This is a genomic window from Maribacter sp. UH1, assembly GCF_056839145.1.
Map to the genome: position 1 here is coordinate 94,923 of NZ_CM166387.1, position 24,780 is coordinate 119,702.

The 24,780-nt window shown below is 36.2% G+C and carries 14 protein-coding genes; 10 read left to right on the forward strand and 4 right to left on the reverse strand.

Annotated features, from left to right (window positions below):
- Positions 1-139: 139 nt before the first annotated feature.
- Positions 140-1,354: an RsmB/NOP family class I SAM-dependent RNA methyltransferase gene (locus UH1x_RS00480; protein WP_396634170.1), complete on the forward strand. Its 1,215-nt coding sequence runs from the start codon at positions 140-142 to the stop codon at positions 1,352-1,354.
- 79 nt (positions 1,355-1,433) lie between these two features.
- Here UH1x_RS00480 and UH1x_RS00485 read toward each other — a convergent pair whose 3' ends face one another.
- The gene (locus tag UH1x_RS00485; RefSeq protein ID WP_482624245.1) at positions 1,434-3,026 is read right to left on the reverse strand and encodes a zinc-binding metallopeptidase family protein; all 1,593 of its coding nucleotides are present in this window, start codon (positions 3,024-3,026) and stop codon (positions 1,434-1,436) included.
- A gap of 167 nt (positions 3,027-3,193) precedes the next feature.
- The gene (locus UH1x_RS00490) at positions 3,194-3,712 is read right to left on the reverse strand and encodes a winged helix-turn-helix transcriptional regulator (RefSeq protein ID WP_482624247.1); all 519 of its coding nucleotides are present in this window, start codon (positions 3,710-3,712) and stop codon (positions 3,194-3,196) included.
- A 275-nt stretch (positions 3,713-3,987) separates the two neighbouring features.
- Between UH1x_RS00490 and purL the strand changes: the two genes are divergently transcribed.
- On the forward strand, positions 3,988-7,701 hold the full coding sequence (gene purL / locus UH1x_RS00495; protein ID WP_482624249.1) for a phosphoribosylformylglycinamidine synthase: 3,714 nt from the start codon (positions 3,988-3,990) through the stop codon (positions 7,699-7,701).
- A gap of 80 nt (positions 7,702-7,781) precedes the next feature.
- Here purL and UH1x_RS00500 read toward each other — a convergent pair whose 3' ends face one another.
- Complete coding sequence (locus tag UH1x_RS00500; RefSeq protein ID WP_482624251.1) at positions 7,782-10,379, reverse strand: DUF6923 family protein; 2,598 nt, start codon at positions 10,377-10,379, stop codon at positions 7,782-7,784.
- A gap of 254 nt (positions 10,380-10,633) precedes the next feature.
- Here UH1x_RS00500 and UH1x_RS00505 point away from each other — a divergent pair, with 254 nt between their 5' ends.
- The 7 genes from UH1x_RS00505 to UH1x_RS00535 all read left to right on the forward strand — a co-directional run bounded on the left by UH1x_RS00505 (position 10,634) and on the right by UH1x_RS00535 (position 20,659).
- A complete protein-coding gene (locus UH1x_RS00505) occupies positions 10,634-12,406 on the forward strand; it encodes an AMP-dependent synthetase/ligase (protein WP_482624253.1) in 1,773 nt (590 codons plus the stop codon).
- Positions 12,407-12,707: 301 nt separating this feature from the next.
- Complete coding sequence (locus tag UH1x_RS00510) at positions 12,708-13,139, forward strand: MarR family winged helix-turn-helix transcriptional regulator (protein WP_036155116.1); 432 nt, start codon at positions 12,708-12,710, stop codon at positions 13,137-13,139.
- Between the two features lie 33 nt (positions 13,140-13,172).
- The gene (locus UH1x_RS00515) at positions 13,173-15,578 is read left to right on the forward strand and encodes a 3-hydroxyacyl-CoA dehydrogenase/enoyl-CoA hydratase family protein (protein WP_482624255.1); all 2,406 of its coding nucleotides are present in this window, start codon (positions 13,173-13,175) and stop codon (positions 15,576-15,578) included.
- A gap of 99 nt (positions 15,579-15,677) precedes the next feature.
- Positions 15,678-16,868 carry an acetyl-CoA C-acyltransferase gene (locus UH1x_RS00520; RefSeq protein WP_276492580.1) on the forward strand — a complete coding sequence of 397 codons (1,191 nt, stop codon included), beginning with the start codon at positions 15,678-15,680 and terminating at the stop codon, positions 16,866-16,868.
- Between the two features lie 74 nt (positions 16,869-16,942).
- Positions 16,943-17,272: a four helix bundle protein gene (locus tag UH1x_RS00525; RefSeq protein ID WP_245233035.1), complete on the forward strand. Its 330-nt coding sequence runs from the start codon at positions 16,943-16,945 to the stop codon at positions 17,270-17,272.
- Between the two features lie 48 nt (positions 17,273-17,320).
- On the forward strand, positions 17,321-19,132 hold the full coding sequence (locus UH1x_RS00530; protein ID WP_396634161.1) for an acyl-CoA dehydrogenase family protein: 1,812 nt from the start codon (positions 17,321-17,323) through the stop codon (positions 19,130-19,132).
- Between the two features lie 102 nt (positions 19,133-19,234).
- Entirely contained in the window at positions 19,235-20,659 is a 1,425-nt protein-coding gene (locus UH1x_RS00535) for a pyridoxal phosphate-dependent decarboxylase family protein (RefSeq protein ID WP_482624258.1), read from the forward strand.
- On the opposite strand, the gene UH1x_RS00540 is transcribed toward UH1x_RS00535, so the two are convergent.
- Entirely contained in the window at positions 20,660-22,462 is a 1,803-nt protein-coding gene (locus UH1x_RS00540; protein WP_482624260.1) for a glycoside hydrolase family 15 protein, read from the reverse strand.
- 103 nt (positions 22,463-22,565) lie between these two features.
- Here UH1x_RS00540 and UH1x_RS00545 point away from each other — a divergent pair, with 103 nt between their 5' ends.
- Positions 22,566-24,779 (forward strand): bifunctional alpha,alpha-trehalose-phosphate synthase (UDP-forming)/trehalose-phosphatase, encoded by a 2,214-nt coding sequence (locus tag UH1x_RS00545; RefSeq protein ID WP_482624262.1) that lies wholly within the window; start codon positions 22,566-22,568, stop codon positions 24,777-24,779.
- Position 24,780: the final 1 nt, after the last annotated feature.

The window sequence follows — 24,780 nt, forward strand, 5'->3', positions numbered from 1 at the left end:
GTTGCTCAAAAATAAATGGAATCGCTTCTAAAACAATACCTTTGCAGCCATAAATTTTTGAAGGACATAAGCCTATCTAATCGATAATCAATACAATGACGGCTTCAAACCTTCTGATAAAGTAATAATAGCTACTCTAATGAAATTACACAGAAATTTGGTGTTTGCCGTAATAGACGCCTTAAACCTCATCTTCAACGAAAACGAATATGCCGATAAGGTGGTTCAAAAAGTACTACGATACGATAAGCGATGGGGCTCTAGAGACCGAGGTTTTATTGCCGAGACCACTTATGAAATGGTACGCTACAAACGTTTATATACTGAAATAGCAGAGGTTAAAGCTCCTTTTAGCAGACCAGATCTTTTTCGTATGTGGGCTGTTTGGGCAGTTTTAAAAGGTATTAAATTACCAGATTGGAAACAGATAGAACCTACACCTGAGCGAAGAATTAAAGGAAAATTCGACGAGCTTTCTCAAATTAGAAAATTTAGAGAAGCTGTGCCGGATTGGATCGATGAGTTATGCGAAAAAGCTTTGGGTGAAAAATTATGGACCGAAGAGCTTGCCAAACTAAATCAGCCTGCAGAAGTAATCTTGCGTACCAATACTTTAAGAACAAACAAAGAAGAATTGCGTAAAGCGTTATTGGACGAAAATATTGTTGCCGAACCTATTAGAGGGTATGCCTCTGCCCTAAAATTAGTTGAAAGAGCAAATGTTTTTGTTACCCAAGCTTTTAAAAACGGAATGTTTGAAGTACAAGATGCTTCATCACAATTGGTTGCCGAGTTCTTAGATGTGGAACCTGGGCAACGTGTGGTTGATACTTGTGCCGGTGCCGGTGGAAAATCACTACACTTAGCTGCATTAATGGAAAACAAAGGGCAATTGATTTCAATGGATATTTATGGCAGTAAATTGAAAGAACTTAAAAGACGTGCCAGACGTAATGGCGCGCACAATATTGAAGTTCGCGAAATAGATTCTACAAAGGTATACAAGAAACTTTATGGTAGCGCCGATAGGGTACTTATTGATGCACCCTGTACGGGGCTTGGAGTTTTACGAAGAAATCCGGATTCTAAATGGAAAATGAAGCCTGAATTTCTTGATAAAATTGTAAAAACCCAGCACGAAATCATTAGAAACTATAGCAAAATAGTGAAACCTGGCGGAAAAATGGTTTATGCTACTTGTTCTATTCTTCCTCAAGAAAACAGCCACCAAGTGCAGTCTTTCTTGAAGTCTGAAGAAGGAAAAGATTTTACTTTGGTAAGAGACAAAAAGATATATGCTTCTAAAAGCGGCTATGACGGCTTTTATATGGCCTTGCTAGAAAAAAGCATTTAAACTTTAATAGTATATAAAATAAAAAGCCTTTAAATTCATTAGAATTTAAAGGCTTTTTTTAATGGTAGCATTTAAGCGCCTAATCTTTCAAAGTAGGATATTCAATACCCAATTGCTCCAAATAAGTATCGTACTTTGTTTCGTCATAATAGTATTTTTCTAATTCTGATCTAAATTGGTCTTGCTTATCCTTGTTCAGATAAATTGGAGGTAAATCGCTTTCAGAAATCATAGGGCGGTACTTTGTTTCTTTTTGCTGCTCGTTATTAAAATAATCCCATGCACCTTCCAATAAATCTGGCTTCAATAAAAAGTCTATTATAGTCATAGCTTCTACTTTTGCACCTGCTACTACCCCTTTATGGGCAATTGGTGTTGCCATTGTTATGGCGTTACTCCAATGATGCCCTTGCAATCCCGGAATGTTAGATGGATACCTCAACGTTACCGTAGGTACCTTCCAAGAAATATCGCCAATATCATCTGATCCCCCACTAATTGGTTCCAAGACCGGAAGTCCTAATTCTGCCAACTCTAGCGGTAAACCTTCTATCTTTTCAGAATTCACTTCTTTTTGCACTGCCTTAGCCAGTTGTTGATCAGCTTCAGACCAATCTGGCAATCCTACTTCTTTTATATTGGAATACATAGTTTCTGCAATGACCTTATTATAATGTCTTGGCCATGCCGTACCCAAAACCTTAGAAGTCATTGTAGTTCCTGTCATTAATGCTGCGCCTTTAGCCATATCATTAGCCATGGCGTACATTTCCATAATTCCCTCATACTTAATATCTCTAAAATAGAACCATACCGCCGCTTTTGACGGTACCACGTTAGGTTGATCACCAGCATCCGTAAAAATAGAATGCGAACGTTTTAAAGGATGTAAATGCTCTCTCTTATAATTCCAAGCAATATTCATTAACTCTGCAGCATCTAAGGCACTTTTACCTCTCCATGGCGAGCCTGCGGAGTGAGCCGCTTCACCATCAAACGAATATTCTACAGATATTAACCCCGTACCTCTTGTTGGTCCATAAGAAACACCAAGATTATTACCGACATGTGTGAAAATACACATATCAATATCATCAAAACGCCCATCTCTTACATACCATGCTTTAGCAGCCACTAGCTCTTCTGCAATACCTGGCCATACCAGTAAGGTTCCACCTATATTTTCCCGTTCCATTATTTTCTTTACCGCAAGGGCCGAAGTTATATTCATAGGTATACCGGAATTATGACCTTCGCCATGCCCCGGAGCTCCTTCAACTATTGGCTTGTGATAAGCAACCCCTGGATATTGAGATGCCTTAGGTATACAATCCACATCACTACCCAAAGCAATTGTTGGTCCTTCTCCATTACTCCAAGTGGCGAACCAAGCTGTAGGAATACCAGAAATGGAGTTCTCTATTTCAAATCCGTTTTCCGCTAAAATTCCAGTTAGGTATTTAGAAGATTCCACTTCCTGAAATCCTAGTTCTGAAAAGCTAAAAATCTTATCGACCATAACCTGAGCAAGCTTTTTGTTGTCATCGACCAACACAGCTACTTCGGTTTTTAACTTTTCAATTTGTTTTTTTGACTTTTTCTGCTTCGCATACGTAAAGCTTAAGGTGAGTAAACAGCATGCGACTGCTAATAGAGTAGTTCTTTGTTTCATGATGGTTTTTTGAATTAGTTGCTAGAAGTTACATAAATTGATGATTACATATGCATAAACAATCAATTTTTGTCTAATTCAAAACCTAAGTAATCTATTTTAAAATAATACGGATTTTACACGGCATTAAAATCCATATTTGAAAACTAAGAATAATTTTCAAATAACTAAAAAAGCGGTAATTGCTGATTTTGTGGAACTTTTGGAGCTTCCTTTATTTCAGCATCTTTTTTAACCTCCGGAATTTCTTGTGCTTTGGGCGCTTCTTTTACTTCTGGCACCTCTTTTATTTCTGATACCTCTTTTATTTCTGGCTCTTCGTTTATTTCTGATATTGTATCGACTTCTACAACTTCTGAAATTACTACCGTCTCAACTATTTGGTTCTGTCCCCATTGAGTTATAGCTTCAACAACCGGAAGTAGTGATTTACCTAACGGTGTCAATGTATATTCTACACGTGGCGGAATTTCACCGTACAAGGTACGATCCAAAATACCTGAACGCTCTAAAGACTTTAATTGCTTGCTTAACATCTGCCGATTAATGCCTTCTATTTCCGAAAAAAGCTTATTAAATCTATTAGTACCTTTATTAACGTGATATAGAATTATTGGCTTCCACTTACCACCTATCATTTCCATACCGTAATCAAGTGCCTGAGTCTCAATATTTTGTTTTGCCATACAATTTGCAATTTTCCAACAATTAAATTATGCTGTAAATTAATAAACTTAATTTAAGTCTAACAAACATACTATTTATATGTTTATAGTTAAAATCTAATTTTCAGACTTTAAAGTATTGCTTTATAAACACTTTAAAGTCAGCCAATAAAGATAAAACAAAATCTTACTTATTTCATTAACAATTACTGTTTAAAAGTGTTTCAATTTACCGTAAATAGTAGCTAGTAAAGTCTTAATTTTGTAATTCAAAAATCAATACCAGACACACTACAATGATTCACTTTTTTGGGGAACCTAGCAAAAAGGTTTTTGCGGTACAGACCGCTAAGGAACTATCATCTGAAGATATAAGTAAACTTATATGGTTGTTCGGCAACCAACCTAAAATAAATGCGGCGTCTCTTGACGCCTTTTTTGTTGGTCCTAGAGCCGCAATGATTACTCCTTGGAGTACCAATGCCACTGAGATTACTCAAAATATGGGAGTTTCGGGAATTATTCGGATTGAAGAATTTAATGCCATAGCAGAAGAATTTTCAGGATTCGATCCTATGATTTCTCAGAAATACAGCAAATTAAATCAAGAGGTATTCGATATTCATATAGCTCCAAAACCTATTTTAAATATTGAAGATATCGCTGCCTTCAACAAACAAGAAGGCTTAGCCCTTAATGATGAAGAAGTTGATTATCTTGAAAACCTAAGCAAAAAGTTAGGCAGAAAGCTAACCGACTCAGAGGTATTTGGGTTCAGCCAGGTAAATTCTGAACACTGTAGGCACAAAATATTCAACGGCACTTTTGTCATTGACGGTGAAGAAATGCCTTCTTCGCTATTTAAGTTGATAAAGAAAACTTCTCAAGAGTTTCCAAATGATATCGTTTCTGCTTACAAAGACAATGTTGCGTTTGTAAAAGGACCTAGAGTAATGCAATTTGCTCCTAAAACTGCCGATAAACCCGATTTCTATCAAGAGAAAGAGTTTGACTCCGTTATTTCCATAAAAGCGGAAACACACAACTTCCCTACTACAGTAGAGCCTTTTAACGGTGCCGCAACTGGTGCCGGTGGAGAAATAAGAGATAGACTAGCTGGTGGTAAAGGTTCTTTACCTCTTGCCGGTACGGCTGTTTATATGACAGCTTACTCACGTCTAGAAAAAGAAAGACCTTGGGAAAAGGGAATGCAAGAAAGAGATTGGCTATATCAAACACCAATGGATATTCTCATAAAAGCTTCTAATGGTGCTTCTGACTTTGGAAATAAATTTGGACAGCCTCTAATTTCTGGATCGGTTCTGACGTTCGAATATGATGAAGCTTCTACTCCGTTTGAATCTTCTGAAGACAAGACTTCGGCTTCGCTCAGTCACCGTAGGCTGGGTTACGATAAAGTAATAATGCAAGCTGGAGGTATTGGGTATGGTAAAGTTGAACAAGCTATAAAAGACAAGCCAGAAACAGATAATAAAATTGTAATTCTAGGTGGCGACAATTACCGTATAGGTATGGGCGGTGCCGCAGTTTCTAGTGCTGATACGGGTGAATTTAGCTCTGCTATTGAACTTAATGCCGTACAGCGTTCTAATCCTGAAATGCAAAAAAGAGCTGCCAATGCCATTCGTGGTATGGTAGAAAGTGATGAAAACACCATTGTTTCTATCCATGATCACGGAGCCGGCGGACACCTGAACTGTTTATCTGAACTTGTAGAGGAAACTGGTGGTAAAATAGATTTAGATAAGTTACCTGTTGGTGACCCTACCCTATCCGCTAAAGAAATTATAGGAAACGAATCTCAAGAACGTATGGGTCTTGTAATCGGTAAAAATGATGTAGACCACTTAAAACGTATTGCTGACCGTGAGCGTTCGCCAATGTATGAAGTTGGTGATGTTACTGGTGACGACCGTTTTACTTTTGAATCTAAAACCAACGGTGCTAAGCCTATGGATTTAGCGTTGTCCGATATGTTCGGTAGTTCTCCCAAAACAGTGATGACGGACAGTACCGTAAAACGCGATTATAAAAATGCAGCGTATTCATTGGAATTTTTCCATGATTACCTGGATGCCGTTCTACAACTAGAAGCCGTTGCCAGTAAAGATTGGCTTACAAACAAGGTTGACCGTTGTGTTGGTGGTCGTGTTGCAAAACAACAATGTGTTGGTCCGTTACAACTACCGTTGAACAACTGCGGGGTAATGGCGTTGGATTTTAAAGGAAAAGAAGGAATCGCTACTAGTATTGGGCACTCTCCTATTTCTGCATTGATTGACCCTGCTGCAGGTAGTAAAAATAGTATTGCGGAATCATTGACCAATTTGGTTTGGGCTCCGCTTAAAAACGGATTAGCTTCTGTATCGCTTTCTGCCAACTGGATGTGGCCTTGCAAAAACGAAGGTGAAGATGCACGATTATACAAGGCTGTACAGGCTGTATCTGATTTTGCTATCGATTTAGGTATTAACGTACCTACGGGAAAGGACTCTCTTTCCATGAAACAAAAATATAAAGATGGTGATGTTATCTCTCCTGGTACCGTAGTAATTTCAGCTGCTGGGAATTGTAGTGATATTACTAAAGTAGTTGAGCCGGTTTTACAGAAAGGTGCTGGTGCTATTTACTACATCAACCTATCTAAAGATAACTTTAAATTAGGCGGTTCTTCTTTTGCCCAAACTAGAAATAGTATAGGTAACGAAACTCCAACAATTACTGATTCGGCTTACTTTAAAACTGTTTTTAACACCATTCAATCTTTAATAAAGGAGGATAAAATAGTTGCAGGACATGATGTTGCTTCTGGCGGATTGATTACGACTTTATTAGAACTTTGTTTTGCCGATACCAATTTAGGTGCAAATCTTGATCTTACAGGTTTAGGCGAAGTCGATACCATCAAAGTATTGTTCTCTGAAAATGCAGGTATTGTTTTTCAATCTAAAGATGATAGTATTGAAGGGATTTTGAAGTCTAAGAATATTGATGTCAGAAAAATTGGAACAGTTACTAATGAAGCAACACTTACCGTTAAAAACAACGGTATGGAAATGGGACTAAACATTGAAACCCTTCGTGACACTTGGTTCAAAACATCGTACTTACTAGATAATCAGCAAACTGCAAACGGTTTAGCAAAAGATAGATTTGATAATTATAAAGTTCAGCCTTTACAATACAAATTTCCAAGTTCAGCAGCCATAACACTACCAAACCGTTCAGAAGTTTCAAGTAGACCAAAAGCAGCTATTCTACGTGAAAAAGGAAGTAATTCTGAGCGTGAAATGGCTAATGCTATGTATTTAGCAGGGTTTGATGTAAAAGATGTTCACATGACGGATTTAATCTCTGGGCGTGAGAATTTGGAAGATATTCAATTCTTAGGCGCTGTTGGTGGTTTCTCCAACTCAGATGTATTAGGTAGTGCAAAAGGATGGGCCGGAGCTATTAAATATAACGAGAAAGCAAACACGGTCATTAAAAACTTCTTTGCACGACCAGACACTTTATCCGTTGGTATTTGTAATGGTTGCCAGTTGTTTATGGAATTGGATTTGATTAATCCGGAGCACGAGACTCACGGAAAAATGACATATAACGATTCTCACAAGCACGAGAGTAATTTTACCTCTGTAGAAATACAGAAAAACAACTCTGTTATGCTTTCCTCTTTAGAAGGCAGTAAACTTGGTGTTTGGATTTCTCACGGTGAAGGTAAATTCAATTTACCACAATCAGAGGACAAATATGATATTGTAGCCAAGTACGGCTATGAAGGTTACCCGGCAAACCCAAATGGCAGTGATTTTAATACTGCTATGCTTTGCGATAAAACAGGTCGTCATTTAGTTACGATGCCACATATTGAACGTTCTATTTTCCCGTGGAATTGGGCACATTACCCTACTGATAGAAATGATGAAGTTTCACCTTGGTTAGAAGCTTTTAAAAATGCCAAAACTTGGGTAGATAACCAGAAGTAAATACTTTTAAATATATTAAAAAGCAAAAGCTGTGCACTCCCATGTCTGGGGTACACAGCTTTTTTTACAACCAAAACGTATTATCTGACTAAAAGCCTTCCGCTCCATATTTTCTCATTGGAGTTTTGCAACTTATAGAGGTATAACCCGGGGGCTAAATCTTTTCTTTCTACTACTATTTCATTTTGTCCGGTTACACTTTCACCTTCCATATGGTGATTTCCTAAAAGTCTACCGCTCAATGAATAAATATCCAATTGATAAGTATCTGCCTTTTCTTCATAGAAGAATAAGCTTGAACTTTCAATCATAGGGTTTGGATACACAACTGATTTATTTAAATCAGAGTCCACAAATTCTTGACCTGGCTCACGATTATGAAAATCTATATTTTGTAGCTCCATAGACTTCTCTTCTGCATATCCATTTTCGGCAACTAGATTAAAAGAAAGTACTTTTATATCAGAGAAATCAGTACCCGCATCTAAGTCATTTTTAAAATCGGTTGCAGATAAGGTATATTCACCCATTTCACCATCTAAGCCAATACTAGTTTTATACATTGAACCGTCACCCTTTATCAACTGCACATCTAAATTACCGGTTCCTTTTGCCTCAAAACTTACTTTACCATAATCACTTAAATCAACAGCGGTAAACCTAGGACTCAATGCACGGTACACTCCTAAATAATTACTAGTGGAACCCTGCAATTTTATATTTCTTTCAATAGGATACCCGTCACCAACGTATGGTCCATCTGCAGGCAACACTTCATAGCTCCCTACAGTTGTCTCTTCTGCAGAATCATCTAAGCCCCATGGAGCATCAGCTACAAAAAGATCATCTGGTGTTGTGCCCAAACCTGCGCTTATTCTAAATCCTAAATCGAACAAGGTTCCTGTTTTTAAAGCTACAGAATCTAAATAACCGTCTATATCTGCAGTTACTCCCAATACTTCAGTATCGCTAGTTTCAGTAAGTTTCAAACCTCCTTCTAGATTAATACTTTCTGAATTGTTATTGTTCACTAAATTCAATAAAACTTCGCCATTTTTATAACTGGCAGACTTTACGAATACTGGCGGAGGAGTTGACCCGTTGTACTGCGTTATATCAGCATTAACCTCAAGTAGATTTAAAATTTCATCTGCCAACAGTAATAAATCATCTACTGAATTTGACCATATCTGAAAATTGTAATAAGCAGTATCGCCTGCATAGGCTTCAATGTTCCAATGCGACTCAATTGTAAAATTATCATCTGTATTAACCCTAGCTGAGAAAGTCAAAGCAAACTCAAGGCTACCATCCGGTTGCTTAATGATCGACTTAATAAAATCCTTTTCACGTAGTTGAATATTGGAGACCGAAAGTAATTGCGCCCCAAGAAAACGGTCACAGATAAACTTGCTATGCTCATAAACCTTGTTCTCTGTTTTAATAACCATTAAAGACCCTAAATTTTCAGAACCGTTTAAATAATCTACAGAGTAAATATCTGATGCATTCGTTAAATCCAGTAAATCGCTTGGTGAAGATTCTATGGTACTTGTTTCACCAACAACACCCAATGGCACTAAGGAATTTAGAGGAATTTCATTAATTGCTGTTTTAGATCTTAGACCATAAAAAGTATTCTTTACCACCTTCTTGGCATTTACTTTATCAAAAACATAATTGGTTTTTGCTCTATTGAAGTTTCTTTTACTAATTAAGTTCGCCAGCCTATCATTACTTTCTAATCCACCTTTATTGGCGCTAGAAGTAGTAACGATTACAGGGCATGCGGCAACACCAGAACATGAAGGGTCATCGCAATCCACTAGTCCATCACCATCATCATCTAATCCGTTCATGCAATCTTCTTGCGGCACAGGCGCTGTAGGACAACGCGCACCATCATTACTGGATGCTGCAGGACCAAAAGCAAAAATATTAGAGTTCATATTTCCATTAGAAATGTCTTGAACATTCTCTATTTTATATACAGACCCGGTTTGGTTAGCAGAAATATAGAAATTACCATCTACATCAAAATAAACCGCACCAAAGGTGTAGCTTAAACCATCAAGAATAGGTACTTCCCCTAAATTATAAACCTTACCAGTTTCAGGATCTATTTTATATAATTTTCTAGATTTCCCTTCTACAGTGTACAAATTACCATCTGCAGCATTAAAAGCCCAATCAGCAATACTTAAACTTTGACTTAGCTCAAAGGCTCCTAGATACTCTAGATAAGTAGGAGAATCTGGATTGACATCAACCTTAAAAAAAGAGGAACCTCCTGCTTTAAAATAATAAATACCATCTGATGAAATATCACCAACATATTTATTACCCGTTGGTAATTCTGGAATTGTATATTGATCTACATTATAATTTTTTCCAATTCTTACAATAGTACTGGAAGGGGTTGATAGATATCCCCACAAATATCCATCTGTTGGGTTGTAACCTACACCGTTTACATTACCGGGAGTAATATTTTCGGCAACCAAATATGAACTACCCGAAGCTAAATCCAAGGCATATATATCATTATATTGAAACAAGTAGGCGTTAAAGTCACAGTTAAATGGTTCTGATTGAGCATACATATTTAAGGATAATATAAGACCAGAAACAGTAGCTATTACCTGTTTTAAGAATAAAGAGATGTAGTTTTTTTCCATAATTTCTACTTTTTAGGATAAATATTTCTTTGCTAATCTATAATATTAATTTAAAGAAATTTCCTACAAATATTTGAGATGTATACATAACACGCTCAATTACAATTTATTGTAGATGAATGGTTTTTTTCGATGCTTTACCACCTAATAAGCTCTTATTAAGAATATTGTAATGAGATGCGGATTTATTTAACAATACAATTTTAAAATATGGAGTTCTTTCACTATTTTGCAATTATTATTAGAAATTAAGTATGCAGAAAGTAACCCGTCTTTTTGACTTCCCATATTATCAGCTTGAAAAGCATGCCTTAAAAGAGGCATTGGTGTCAAAAAAAAATGGAGAATGGATAAAAACATCTACCAAAGAATATATTGATAAAGCAAATGCCATAAGCCGTGGGCTTTTACGCCTAGGGGTTAAACCTAATGACAAGATTGCCGTAATATCACTTACCAATAGAACGGAGTGGAATATTATGGATATTGGTATTCTTCAACTTGGTGCGCAGAATGTTCCTATTTACCCAACTATATCTGAAGATGATTATGCGTATGTACTTAATCATTCCGAAGCAAAATTCTGTTTTGTTTCTTGTAATGAAGTGCATGAAAAAGTAACTGCAATTAAAGACCAAGTTAAAAGTTTAGAAAATGTCTATTCTTTTGATGAGCTTTCTAATTGTGATCATTGGGGAAAGGTTTTTGAATTAGGTTCTGATACATCTAACCAAGACGAGGTAGAAAGCTTAATGAATGCCGTTACACCTAACGATTTGGCTACATTAATTTACACCTCTGGTACTACCGGTAGACCTAAAGGTGTTATGCTATCACATAACAATTTGGTAACCAATGCCATTGAAAGTTCTAAACGTTTTCCTATAGAAGATGGTAAAACAAAAGCTTTAAGCTTCTTACCACTTTGCCATGTATATGAGCGTATGTTGATATACCTTTATCAATATAGAGGCGTCTCTATTTACTACGCAGAATCCTTAGATAAAATTAGTGATAATCTAAAAGAAACAAGTCCGCATGTAATGACAGCCGTACCTAGACTTTTAGAAAAGGTATATGATAAAATTTATGCCAAAGGAACAGAACTTACAGGTATTAAAAAGAAACTGTTCTTTTGGGCAGTTGACCTTGGGTTAAAATATGAACCATACGGACAAAATGGATGGTGGTACGAAAAAAAATTATCTGTCGCTAGAAAATTAATTTTCAGCAAATGGAAAGAAGGTTTAGGCGGTAATCTAGGATTAATAGCATCTGGTAGTGCAGCTTTGCAACCACGATTGTCACGAATCTTCAATGCAGCGGAATTCGGACTTATGGAAGGCTACGGCTTGTCTGAAACTTCGCCCGTAATATCGGTTAATGATATGCGTGAAGGCGGATTCAGAATTGGAACCGTTGGGAGGCCTATTGACAATACTGAAGTTAAAATTGCATCGGACGGGGAAATTTGTATCAAAGGTCCGCAAGTAATGCTGGGTTATTATAAAGATGAGGAAAAAACCAAAGAGGTTATTGTTGATGGTTATTTCTTAACCGGAGATATTGGTGAATTAGATAGTGATGGTTTTCTTAAAATTACGGATCGTAAAAAAGAAATGTTCAAAACCTCTGGTGGTAAATATGTAGCACCGCAGCTTTTAGAAAATCGCTTTAAACAATCAAGGTTTATTGAGCAGATTATGGTTGTAGGTGAAGGCGAGAAAATGCCAGCTGCCTTAATTCAGCCAGATTTTGAATTCTTAAAAGAATGGGCTGCCCTACATAACATTAGTGTACCAGAAGGAACTAACCTTATTGAGAACGAAAAAGTCTTGGAGCGTTATCAACAAGAAATTGATGAAGCAAATGAAAAGTTTGCGAAATGGGAAAAAGTAAAGCAGTTTAGACTTACTCCAGATGCTTGGAGTATGGAAGGTGGACACCTTACCCCTACAATGAAGTTGAAAAGAAAAATCATCAAGCAAAAATATATGGCGCTGTATAATGATATCTATGAACACTGATAGTATTTAAAAGCTTTTAACTAGTATAATACAACACCCAACTAAGACTCAGAAATGATAATTAGTTGGGTGTTTATAGTTTTATATGTGATTACATTAATCTTAATATTACATAATAAAAACTTCAATTTAATTCTATATAGTTAATAGACATACTTCTATATTATTTAAATGACAAAATATTAGTAGAAATAATTTTAGGCTCCTAATTATCTAACATTACTTCTTAACTAAAATTTAAACTAAATTTATTATGCATGCATAATAAATTTTCTTATATTTGGGAACCAACTGATAGAGTATGAAAGATGCAACGATAGATTATGCGTTGAGAGCTACATGGCAAGCAGTAGCAAGAATGTATAATGAAGAAGCAAAGAATTTTGATTCTACTATGGCTGTTGGCTTTACATTATTGAGCATTGACCCAAAAACTGGTACACCTTCTACTTCATTAGGTCCAAAAATGGGAATGGAGGCAACAAGCCTCTCTCGAATTTTAAAAAGTATGGAGCAGAAAGGTCTCATATTAAGAAAACCGAACCCTAAAGATGGTAGAGGTGTTCTTATTTACCTTACTGATTTTGGATTGGAAAAAAGAAATGATTCAAAAAGTACAGTTATTAGATTCAATGAAGCAGTTAAAGATGAAGTGACCGAAGAAAAACTAGCCAGTTTTTTTGAAGTAACAGATGCCATAAATAAACTTATTTCAGACAAAAAATTATTTTAATACAACTTATCAAATTAATACAGCATAAAGTACATGAATAAGCACATTAAAAAAGTAGCAGTAATTGGCTCAGGAATAATGGGTAGCGGTATAGCCTGTCATTTTGCAAATATTGGCGTAGAGGTTTTATTGTTGGATATTGTTCCTCGTGAACTAAATGATAAAGAAAAAGCGAAGGGTTTAACCTTAGAAGATAAGGTTGTTCGTAATAGAATGGTTAACGATGCTTTAAAAGCAGCATTGAAATCTAAACCATCTCCTATTTACCATCAAAATTTCGCAAATCGCATCACAACAGGAAACTTAGAAGATGATATTTCAAAGGTATCTAAGGTAGATTGGATTATTGAGGTTGTTGTTGAACGTTTGGATATTAAAAAACAAGTGTTCGAGAACCTAGAGAAGTACCGTACACCTGGCACACTTATAACTTCTAACACCTCTGGTATTCCTATCAAATTTATGTCTGAAGGCAGAAGTGAAGATTTCCAAAAGCATTTCTGTGGTACTCACTTTTTTAATCCTGCACGTTATTTAAAACTTTTTGAAATTATTCCTGGTCCAAAAACGGATGCAGATGTATTGAGTTTTTTAAATGGGTATGGCGAAAAGTTCTTAGGTAAGACTTCTGTTGTTGCCAAGGACACTCCTGCATTTATTGGTAATAGAATAGGAATATTCAGTATTCAAAGTCTTTTCCATATGGTAAAAGATATGGATATGACCGTTGAGGAAGTAGATAAATTGACCGGTCCTGTAATTGGCAGACCAAAGTCAGCTACATTCAGAACCGTTGATGTTGTTGGGTTAGATACACTTGTGCACGTTGCAAATGGTATTTATGATAACTGTAAAGACGATGAGCGTCATGATTTATTTAAACTACCTGGTTTCATCAACACAATGATGGAAAACAAATGGTTAGGAAGTAAAACAGGACAAGGTTTTTACAAGAAATCTAAAAATGATAAAGGCAAAACTGAAATATTAACGCTTGATCTAGAGACGATGGATTATCGCTCTAAAAAGAGTGCAAAATTTGCCACCTTAGAGCTAACAAAAACGATTGACAAAGTGGTTGATCGCTTTGCAGTTCTTTGTGGAGGAAAAGATAAAGCAGGTGAATTCTACCGTAAGAGTTTTGGACAGTTGTTCGCTTACGTATCCCATAGAATACCTGAAATAACAGATGAACTTTATAAGATAGACGATGCTATGAAAGCTGGTTTTGGTTGGGAACATGGTCCTTTCCAAATTTGGGATGCCGTTGGTCTAGATAAAGGTCTTGAGTTTATTAAAGCTGAAGGTTTAGAAGCTGCAGCTTGGGTTCAAGAAATGAAATCTGCGGGTAAAGATTCTTTTTACTCAGTAAAAGAAGGAAGCACCTATTTTTATGATATCCCGAAAAAATCCATGGAAAAGATTCCTGGTCAAGATGCTTTTATCATATTAGATAACATTAGAAAATCTAAAGAGGTATTTAAAAATGCCGGTGTTGTTGTTGAAGATTTAGGTGATGGCATTTTAAATGTAGAGTTCCAATCTAAAATGAATACAATTGGTGGTGATGTTTTAAATGGTCTGAACAAAGCCATAGACATGGCCGAAAAAGATTTTCAAGGTTTGGTTGTTGGTAACCAAGCTGCTAATTTCTCTGTAGGTGCAAATATTGGTATGATTTTCATGATGGCGGTTGAGCAAGAATATGATGAGCTTAACATGGCTATTAAGTACTTCCAGGATACGATGATGCGTATGCGTTACTCTTCAACACCTACTATTTCCGCTCCACATGGTATGGCATTAGGTGGTGGATGTGAAATTTCTTTACATGCAGATAAAGTTGTTGCGGCAGCTGAGACTTATATGGGTCTTGTTGAATTTGGAGTTGGTGTCCTTCCTGGTGGAGGTGGCTCTAAGGAAATGGCCTTACGTGCTCAAGATACTTTCAAGAAAGGTGATGTGGAATTGAATGTATTGCAAGAGTACTTCTTAACCATTGGTATGGCTAAAGTGTCTACTTCTGCTTACGAAGCTTTTGATTTAGGATTACTTCAAAAAGGTAAAGATGTTGTAGTGGTCAATAAAGACCGACAAATTGCAACTGCCAAGGCGCATGCTATATTAATGGCAGAATCTGGTTATACACAACCAGCAGCCCGAAACGATATTAAAGTATTGGGTAAACAAGCGTTAGGTATGTTCGTAGTTGGTACTGACTCTATGGAGGCTAGCCATTACATTAGCGAACATGACAAGAAAATTGCTAATAAACTTGCCTATGTTATGGCAGGTGGCGATTTATCAGAACCTACGCGAGTATCCGAACAATATTTATTGGATATAGAGCGTGAAGCTTTCTTATCGCTATGTACCGAGAGAAAAACTTTGGAGCGTATTCAGCATATGTTGAAAACAGGTAAGCCGTTACGTAATTAGAAATACGTAGCTATTAACCTCTGGTGATAAGCTAGAGGTCAATTATAAAACAACAATTAAATGCTAATAGCTAATAGCTAATAGCCTAAAGCATAAAAAATGAAAACTGCATATATAGTAAAAGGATATAGAACTGCTGTTGGAAAAGCTCCAAAAGGTGTTTTCCGTTTTAAGCGTACAGATGAATTGGCTGCCGAAACCATCGAATATATGATGAAGGAATTGCCGCAATTCGACAAAAAACGTATTGACGATGTCATCGTAGGTAATGCAATGCCAGAAGGTTCTCAAGGTTTGAACATGGCAAGGTTAATTTCGTTAATGGGATTGGACATTGTAGATGTACCAGGTGTAACGGTAAATAGATTCTGCGCATCAGGTCTGGAGACTATTGGTGTTGCTGCTGCTAAAATTCAGGCTGGTATGGCCGATTGTATTATTGCCGGTGGCGCAGAAAGCATGAGTTCTGTTCCAATGACCGGTAACAAACCAGAATTAAATTATGACTTGGCAAACTCCGGTCATGAAGATTACTACTGGGGAATGGGTAATACTGCTGAAGCTGTAGCAAATGAGTACAAAGTATCTAGAGAAGATCAAGATAATTTTGCCTACAATTCTCATATGAAAGCGCTAAAAGCACAAGCAGAAGACCGTTTTCAGAGTCAAATAGCTCCTATTGAAGTTGAGGAAACCTATTTAGATGCTAATGGAAAAAAAGCACATCGTAAATATACAGTTACTAAAGACGAAGGACCTAGAAAAGGAACTTCGGTAGAGGTTCTAAATAAACTTCGTCCTGTGTTTGCCGCTGGCGGAAGTGTTACTGCCGGTAACTCATCTCAAATGAGTGATGGTGCAGCATTCGTTTTAATAATGAGCGAGGAAATGGTAAAAGAGTTAAATCTTGAACCTATTGCTAGATTGGTAAACTATGCAGCTGCAGGTGTACCACCAAGAATAATGGGTATAGGACCTATTGCCGCTATTCCAAAAGCATTGAAGCAAGCAGGATTAAAACTAAACGACATAGATTTAATAGAATTAAACGAAGCCTTCGCTTCACAGTCGTTAGCCGTAATGCGTGAATTGAATATAAATCAAGATATCGTAAACGTAAATGGTGGCGCTATTGCACTTGGTCATCCTTTAGGATGTACCGGAGCAAAGTTATCTGTTCAGTTATTTGATGAAATGCGTAAAAGAGATATGCAGGGCAAATACGGTATGGTTACCATGTGCGTAGGTACAGGTCAAGGAGCTGCAGGAATATTTGAATTTTTAAATTAAATAATTAGAATCTAGAAGAAAGAAAAGAGATTAAAGATTAATGCTATACGGCTTTGAGGCACAATTATAAAAACTTGAAGATTTGGAAACTAGGTTTAGAAATAGCTAATGATGTTTCAGATGTATTAGTAAGTTTTCCTAATCATGAAAGATTCGATTTAAGCTCTCAAATGAGTAGGTGTTCAATTTCAATCCCAAGCAATATTGCGGAAGGTTCAGCTAGAACAGATAAATCTTTTAGTCATTTTCTAAGTATCTCTTTAGGTTCATCTTTTGAATTAGGAACACAATTATTAATAGCGAATAATAGAAATTATATAACTGATAATAAATTAAAATTACTTGAAGACAAAATTGAAGAATTTCAGAAAATGACCATGGGCTTTCAAAATAGCCTATCGTAATTCTCTTTTCTATTTTCTCAATTCTAACTTCTAAATACAATTAACAACATGAGTACAGATACAGCAAAAAAAGATATTCTTAGAGGAGGACAGTTCCTTGTAAAAGAGACCAATTGTGAAGATGTTTTCACACTTGAAGATTTGAACGAAGAGCAACGCATGATGCGTGAGAGTACCAAAGAATTTGTTGACAGAGAGCTTTGGGCACATTGGGAGCGTTTTGAAAATAAAGATTATGCTTTCACTGAAGAAACCATGCGTAAAGCTGGTGAGTTAGGATTATTAAGTGTTGCTGTACCAGAATCTTATGGTGGTATGGGAATGGGCTTTGTTTCTACTATGTTAGTATGTGATTACATCTCTGGAGCTACTGGTTCTTTCAGTACTGCTTTTGGTGCACATACAGGTATTGGTACAATGCCAATAACCCTTTATGGATCTGAGGAGCAAAAACAAAAATATGTACCAAAATTAGCTTCTGGAGAATGGTTTGGCGCTTATTGCCTTACTGAGCCAGGTGCTGGATCTGATGCAAATTCAGGAAAAACGAAAGCTGTACTTTCTGAAGATGGTAAATCTTACAGTATTTCAGGACAGAAAATGTGGATTTCAAACGCAGGTTTCTGTAACATGTTTATCGTATTTGCACGTATTGAAGACGATAAAAACATTACTGGTTTTATTGTTGAAAATGACCCTAGTAACGGAATTACTTTAGGTGACGAAGAAAAGAAATTAGGTATTCACTCCTCTTCTACTCGTCAAGTTTTCTTCAATGAAACAAAAGTTTCTGTAGAGAATATGCTTTCTACTAGAGGAAACGGATTTAAAATTGCAATGAACGCTTTAAATGTTGGTCGTATTAAATTAGCTGCTGCTTGTTTAGATGCACAACGAAGAGTTATTGGAGAAGCTACTAAATATGCTAACGAGCGTATTCAGTTCAAAACTCCTATTATGAACTTTGGCGCTATTAAATCTAAGATTGCTGATATGGCTACCAGTGTTTATGTTGATGAATCTGCGAGTTATAGAGCTGCCAAAAATATTGAAGATCGTATTGCTATTCGCGAAGCTGAAGGGAATACACACCAAGAAGCAGAATTGAAAGGTGTTGAAGAATATGCTATTGAATGTTCTATTCTTAAAGTAGCAGTTTCTGAAGATTGTCAAAATACTACAGATGAAGGAATCCAGATTTTCGGTGGTATGGGCTTTAGTGCCGATACGCCTATGGAATCTGCTTGGAGAGATTCTAGAATTGCACGTATTTATGAAGGTACCAACGAAATCAATAGAATGTTGGCGGTAGGTATGCTTGTTAAAAAAGCGATGAAAGGTCATGTTGATCTTTTAGGTCCTGCAACTGCTGTTGGTGAAGAGTTAATGGGTATTCCTTCTTTTGATACTCCTGATTTTTCAGAATTATTTGCTGAGGAAAAAGACATTCTAAAAAGATTAAAAAAGGTATTTTTAATGGTTGCTGGTTCTGCCGTTCAGAAATATGGACCAGAATTAGAGAAACACCAACAATTAATGTTGGCGGCGTCTGATATTCTTATTGAGGTATATATGGCAGAATCTGCTTTATTACGAACAGAGAAAAATGCAAAACGTTTTGGCGAAGAAGCACAAGCTACACAAATAGCTATGTCTAAATTATATTTATTCAATGCAACTGAAACCATCATCAATAAAGGAAAAGAAGCTATTATTTCTTTTGCTGAAGGTGATGAACAAAGAATGATGTTAATGGGACTTAAACGTTTTACAAAATATACAAACTACCCTAATGTAGTTGCCTTACGCACACAAATTGCCGATAAGGTTGCTGCAGACAACGGTTATACGTTTGACTAATTCAGATTACCTTTTGTTGTTTGGTAACTTGAATATTAAACCGTCCCAACTGGGGCGGTTTTTTTGTTTGGTAAACATTGATATTGCGACTATTTTTAAACTATGAACAAGAAATTACTAGAGCAGGTTTATAACACTTCAGATTTTAATTTAAACGGGCATCAATTAATTGATCAACTGACTTCGCATTTAGAGGATAAGCTACATACATCTTCCCGTAATGCTATTGATTGGAACAATCCTGAAAATGAACTTGAATTTTGGAGAGATTTTTTATCTAACGGAAATAGTGAGGATTTGTTCAAAGAAATCACCAATAGAACCACACATATTCACCACCCACATTATATTGGTCATCAAGTGAGTCCGCCTGCGCCAATTACAGCATTAACAAGTTTAATTAGTTCTCTATTAAATAATGGAACAGCGGTTTATGAAATGGGAATGTCCTCCAATGCAATTGAGCGAATTATTGTAGAGTTCATATGCCAAAAAATTGGCTTCAATGATTTTTCAGGAGGATTTTTAACTTCTGGGGGAACCTTAGCGAACCTGACTGCATTATTGAGTGCTAGAAAAGCCATTACAAAGCAAGATATCTGGAATGAAGGCAATCAAAATCAACTGGGAATTATGGTGAGCGAAGAAGCGCATTACTGCGTTGATCGGGCCGCTAGAATCATGGGATTAGGCGAACAAGGTATTATTAAAGTTCCTGTGACAAAAGGGTTTAGCATGGATACCGATGTTCTAGAAACCAAACTTAATGAAGCAATTGAAAATGGTATTGAAGTATTTGCCATTATTGGTAGTGCACCTTCCACTGCAACTGGAATATTTGATAATCTTGAAATCATAGGTGAGTTTGCTAAAAAACATCATATCTGGTTCCATGTAGACGGTGCCCATGGTGGAGCGGGAATTTTTTCTAAAAAATATAAGTATACCCTTAAAGGTATTGAGCAAGCGGACTCTATTGTTATTGATGGACATAAAATGATGATGATGCCAGCATTGACCACTGCCCTACTCTTTAAAAATGAGATCAACGCAAAAACTACTTTTAGTCAAAAAGCAGATTACCTATTGTCTGACTCTGAACATGAAGATTGGTACAACTCTGGTAAACGCACGTTTGAATGTACCAAAAACATGATGGGTATTCACTGGTTCACACTCTTAAAACTATACGGAGAAGAAGTCTTTGACGCTAATGTCACACATCTTTATGATATGGGTGCGCTATTTGCAAATTTAATTGAACAAGAGCCAAATTTTGAATTGGCACTTCAACCCATGTCCAACATAGTATGTTTTAGATACTTCTCGCCAAATTCAGATACAGAAAACCTAAACTCCTTAAATATAAAAATTCGCCAATTTCTTTTAGAAGATGGCGAATTTTATATTGTACAAACGAAGTTAAAAGGAATACATTATTTACGTATTACTGTTATGAATCCCTTTACCACAGAGCAACATTTCAAAACCCTAATTAATAAAATTAAGGCTTATGTCAACAATTGATTATTCTCTTAGAGACTCCATCATTTGATCTTCACTTTCTTTTTTAGAGAAGTTTATAGCACACTCTATTAGTGCTAAATGTGAGTATGCTTGAGGGAAGTTTCCTAACAATCTTTTGGTCTTAAAATCAATGTCTTCACTGAACAAACCTAAATGATTACTATAACTCAATAATCGTTCAAAATATTCAAGTGCTTTCTTGCGTTCTCCAATTTTGAACAAGCTATTTATATACCAGAATGTACATACCGTAAATGATGATGATGGCAAACCAAAATCATCTTCATTCTTATAACGGTATAGTAATCCATCATTACTTAATTCTTTACCAATTGCATTAACCGTTTTTACATAGCGCTCATCTTTAGCTTTTACACAACCATAAGATTCCATCAGTAATACGGAAGCATCCAGCTCTTTGGAACCGTAAGATTGCGTGTATGCCCCTACTTCCTCATTCCATGCATTATCATAAATATCTTTCCAGATTTCAGCTCTAATTGGTTCCCATTTTTCAATTTTATGTTTTTTACCTAACATCTCAGCCACTTTTATAGCACGATCTAAGGCTGTCCAACATAAAACCTTAGAGAAGGTAAAATGCCTGTCTTCCGCACGAAACTCCCAAATACCTTTATCGGCATCTTTCCAGTTGTTGCTAACGATCCAAACGATTCCTTTTGTTATCGCCCATAAATCTTCACCATTCTCAATATCAATGCTGAATTTCACCATCTGCTCATATATCACATCCATCAGAATACCATAAATATCATTCTGTTTTTGGTGGTATGCCGCATTACCAATACGTACTGGTTTTGAGCCTTTATAACCTGCTAAGTGTTCTAGTGTTTCTTCTGTTAATTTTTTCTCCTTATTAATTCCGTACATAATTTGCAGCTTCTCTGCCTTATCCGGAATTAAATCTATAATGAATTGTAAATAGCGTCTAGCTACATTCTTGTGCCCTAGTTCAGATACAACCTTAATTACCATAGATGCATCACGTATCCAACAGAAACGATAATCCCAATTACGTACTTCACCAATAGTTTCCGGTAATGAAGTCGTTGCCGCTGCAAGTACGGCTCCAGTTTTATCATAGCTCAAAAGTTTTAAGGTCAATGCACTTCTGGTAATTTCCTCGTTGAACTTTTTATATGTCGGTGTTAAGTCTACCCAATTTAACCAATATACCTTTGTATTCTGTAAATCTAGGTAAGCTCTATCTGTTGTTGGCAATAACAATTTCTCATTATAACCCATCATCATAAACTCATCATCTGTAAGAGTGATGGTAGTACTTTCTACAACAGCATTTTTATCAAATGACGTATATAAGAAAACGGTATCAAATTTTACATCATGGGTAAGACTGGCTATAAAATCTTTTTTAATAAAGGTTTCTGTAGTACCCATTGCATATTCTAACTTTGGATCATACAATACAGAAAAGCTAGGTTTACCTGATATATGCTTAAAATAGCGTACCAGTTCTGGTGGAGAATGATATTTTTTCTCCTCTTTACGGTATCTAGGCATAAAATCATGAATTTCAAAATGGTCGTTACCAGATTTGAATGATGTGATTAAAATATTTGTAAACTGTTCATATTTCTGTGAGATTTCATAGCTGTCATCTACATTAATCTCAAAACTACCACCAATATTTTCATCTAATAATTTGGCAAATACCGACGGACTATCAAATTCTGGTAAACAACACCAGTCTATACTTCCTGTCTTTGAAATTAATGCTGCACTTCTACAATTCCCTATTATTCCGTAGTCTAAATTATCCATTCAATAAAAATCTTGATTCATATGAGGTTTCAATTGGTATTGCCCTCCTTTTTCCCGAAATTTAGAGAAATAAATATCAAAAAGTAGCAAAAAAAACTCTTTTATGGCGAAAACTATCATTATCTCAAATAGACTACCTGTACAATTACAAATTAGCAATGGAGACATTACTGCAATGCCAAGTGTAGGTGGACTGGCTACTGGAATGAAATCTGTACACTCTGGCGGTGATAGCCTTTGGATTGGTTGGAGCGGATTGACGGATGAAGAAATACCAGAAGAGTTGATACCAAAAATTGATAGCGCACTTGCGGAACATGGTTCTTCTAAAGTTAACTTGACCGAAAAAGAAGTCGAGGGATTTTACTATGGATTTAGCAATAGAACCATTTGGCCACTATTCCATTACTTTTTAGAGTATTCTGAGTTTGAATTGGAAAGTTGGGAAATTTATAAAGCGGTAAACCAGAAGTTTGCCGATGCCATTCTAGCTAAAGCGGATAATGAAGATACCATATGGATTCATGATTACCAGCTAATGTTGGTACCACAGATGGTACGCGCAGAAAGACCGGATATTTCTATTGGGTTCTTTTTACACATTCCTTTTCCTTCCTATGAGATATTTAGAACATTACCCTGGCGACAAGAAGTATTACAAGGTTTGCTGGGTTCAGATTTAATTGGTTTCCATACCTATGACTACGAACGTCACTTTTTAAGCTCTGTACGTAGATTATTAGGCTTAGAGGTAAGTTTTAATGATATCTATCTTGATGATAGGGTGATTAAAGTAGACTCCTTCCCAATGGGTATTGATTATAAAAAATTCAGTGAAGCAGCCAAAGAACATTCCCAACGCAGCGAAAAGGAAAAATCCGAACTGCAAAAAAGATTGGACACACATAAAAAATCTGCACCAGATGCTAAATTCTTTTTATCTATTGATAGATTAGATTATACCAAGGGTATTGCAAAACGTTTAAATGCTTTTGAATATTTCTTAAATAAATACCCACAATACAAAGAGAAAGTGAGGTTAATAATTCTTGCCGTTCCTTCCCGATCTAACGTACCACAATACCAATTGCTAAAACGTGAAGTAGATGAATTGGTTGGTCGTATAAACGGAGAACTTTCAACCGTTAGTTGGACCCCAATTTGGTATTTCTACAGATCTATGCCGTTCGATAATTTAATTGATTTATACACTTCTTCAGATATTGCTTGGTTAACGCCAATTAGAGATGGTATGAACTTGGTAGCCAAAGAATATATTGCTACAAGAACGGATAAGACGGGAGTACTAATTCTTAGCGAAATGGCTGGTTCTGCCAATGAAATGAACGAATCTTTACTAATTAACCCTAATAACTTTGAACAAATAGCAGATTCGCTTTATGAGGCTATCAATATGCCTGAAGAAGAGCAAATTTCTAGAAATACCCTATTACAAAAGAGATTAGAACGTTATAATGTGGAAAGATGGGCTAACGACTTCATGAATTCCCTAGTGGGACAAAAGGAGAAAGATCAAACCTATAAGTCCAAAAAACTATCTGCAAATCTTATGGATACAGTAATGGATGATTATAAAAAAGCCAAAAGAAGATTAGTATTCTTAGACTATGACGGTACTTTGGCAGGTTTTCACCCAGACCCACAAAAGGCATCTCCGGATGAAGAATTGTACAAACTTTTAGACCAGATTTCATCTCAGCCAAATACAGATATGTATTTAATTAGTGGTCGTGATAAAGAAACGTTTACAAAATGGTTCTTACCAAAAAAATACAACATGATCGTAGAGCATGGTGTGTGGATCTCGCAAGGTGGCGAAGAGTTTAGAATGCTGGAAACCGTAAAGAAAGACTGGATGGAGAAGATTTTACCGGTATTGGAATCTTTTGTTGATCGTACTCCCGGTAGTTTTATTGAAGAGAAAAATTACTCTTTAGCTTGGCATTACAGAAAAACAGATCCCGATTTTGGTCAAAAGCGTTCTGTTGAATTAAATACGGTACTAACTAGCCTAATTGCCAATGACGATTTAAGCGTGTTAAACGGTAATAAGGTAATGGAAATAAAAAGTAGTAATGTGAATAAAGGTAGAGCATCTATGCGTGTATACACGGAACATGAGTACGATTTTGTTTTCGCTATTGGTGATGATTGGACAGATGAGTTTATGTTTCAAGAACTGCCTGAAGATTCTATTACCGTGAAAGTAGGACGCCAAAAAACGCAAGCAAGGTATTTTGTTGATAACACAAAAAATGTCCGTACAATTTTAAAAAGATTTGCCGACGAAGGATAAC

Bases quoted from the DNA above. Each gene is read 5' to 3' on its own strand.
- UH1x_RS00480 (WP_396634170.1), top strand. From the start codon at position 140: ATGAAATTACACAGAAATTTGGTGTTTGCCGTAATAGACGCCTTAAAC.
- UH1x_RS00485 (WP_482624245.1), bottom strand. From the start codon at position 3,026: ATGAAACAAAGAACTACTCTATTAGCAGTCGCATGCTGTTTACTCACC.
- UH1x_RS00490 (WP_482624247.1), bottom strand. From the start codon at position 3,712: ATGGCAAAACAAAATATTGAGACTCAGGCACTTGATTACGGTATGGAA.
- purL (WP_482624249.1), top strand. From the start codon at position 3,988: ATGATTCACTTTTTTGGGGAACCTAGCAAAAAGGTTTTTGCGGTACAG.
- UH1x_RS00500 (WP_482624251.1), bottom strand. From the start codon at position 10,379: ATGGAAAAAAACTACATCTCTTTATTCTTAAAACAGGTAATAGCTACT.
- UH1x_RS00505 (WP_482624253.1), top strand. From the start codon at position 10,634: ATGCAGAAAGTAACCCGTCTTTTTGACTTCCCATATTATCAGCTTGAA.
- UH1x_RS00510 (WP_036155116.1), top strand. From the start codon at position 12,708: ATGAAAGATGCAACGATAGATTATGCGTTGAGAGCTACATGGCAAGCA.
- UH1x_RS00515 (WP_482624255.1), top strand. From the start codon at position 13,173: ATGAATAAGCACATTAAAAAAGTAGCAGTAATTGGCTCAGGAATAATG.
- UH1x_RS00520 (WP_276492580.1), top strand. From the start codon at position 15,678: ATGAAAACTGCATATATAGTAAAAGGATATAGAACTGCTGTTGGAAAA.
- UH1x_RS00530 (WP_396634161.1), top strand. From the start codon at position 17,321: ATGAGTACAGATACAGCAAAAAAAGATATTCTTAGAGGAGGACAGTTC.
- UH1x_RS00535 (WP_482624258.1), top strand. From the start codon at position 19,235: ATGAACAAGAAATTACTAGAGCAGGTTTATAACACTTCAGATTTTAAT.
- UH1x_RS00540 (WP_482624260.1), bottom strand. From the start codon at position 22,462: ATGGATAATTTAGACTACGGAATAATAGGGAATTGTAGAAGTGCAGCA.
- UH1x_RS00545 (WP_482624262.1), top strand. From the start codon at position 22,566: ATGGCGAAAACTATCATTATCTCAAATAGACTACCTGTACAATTACAA.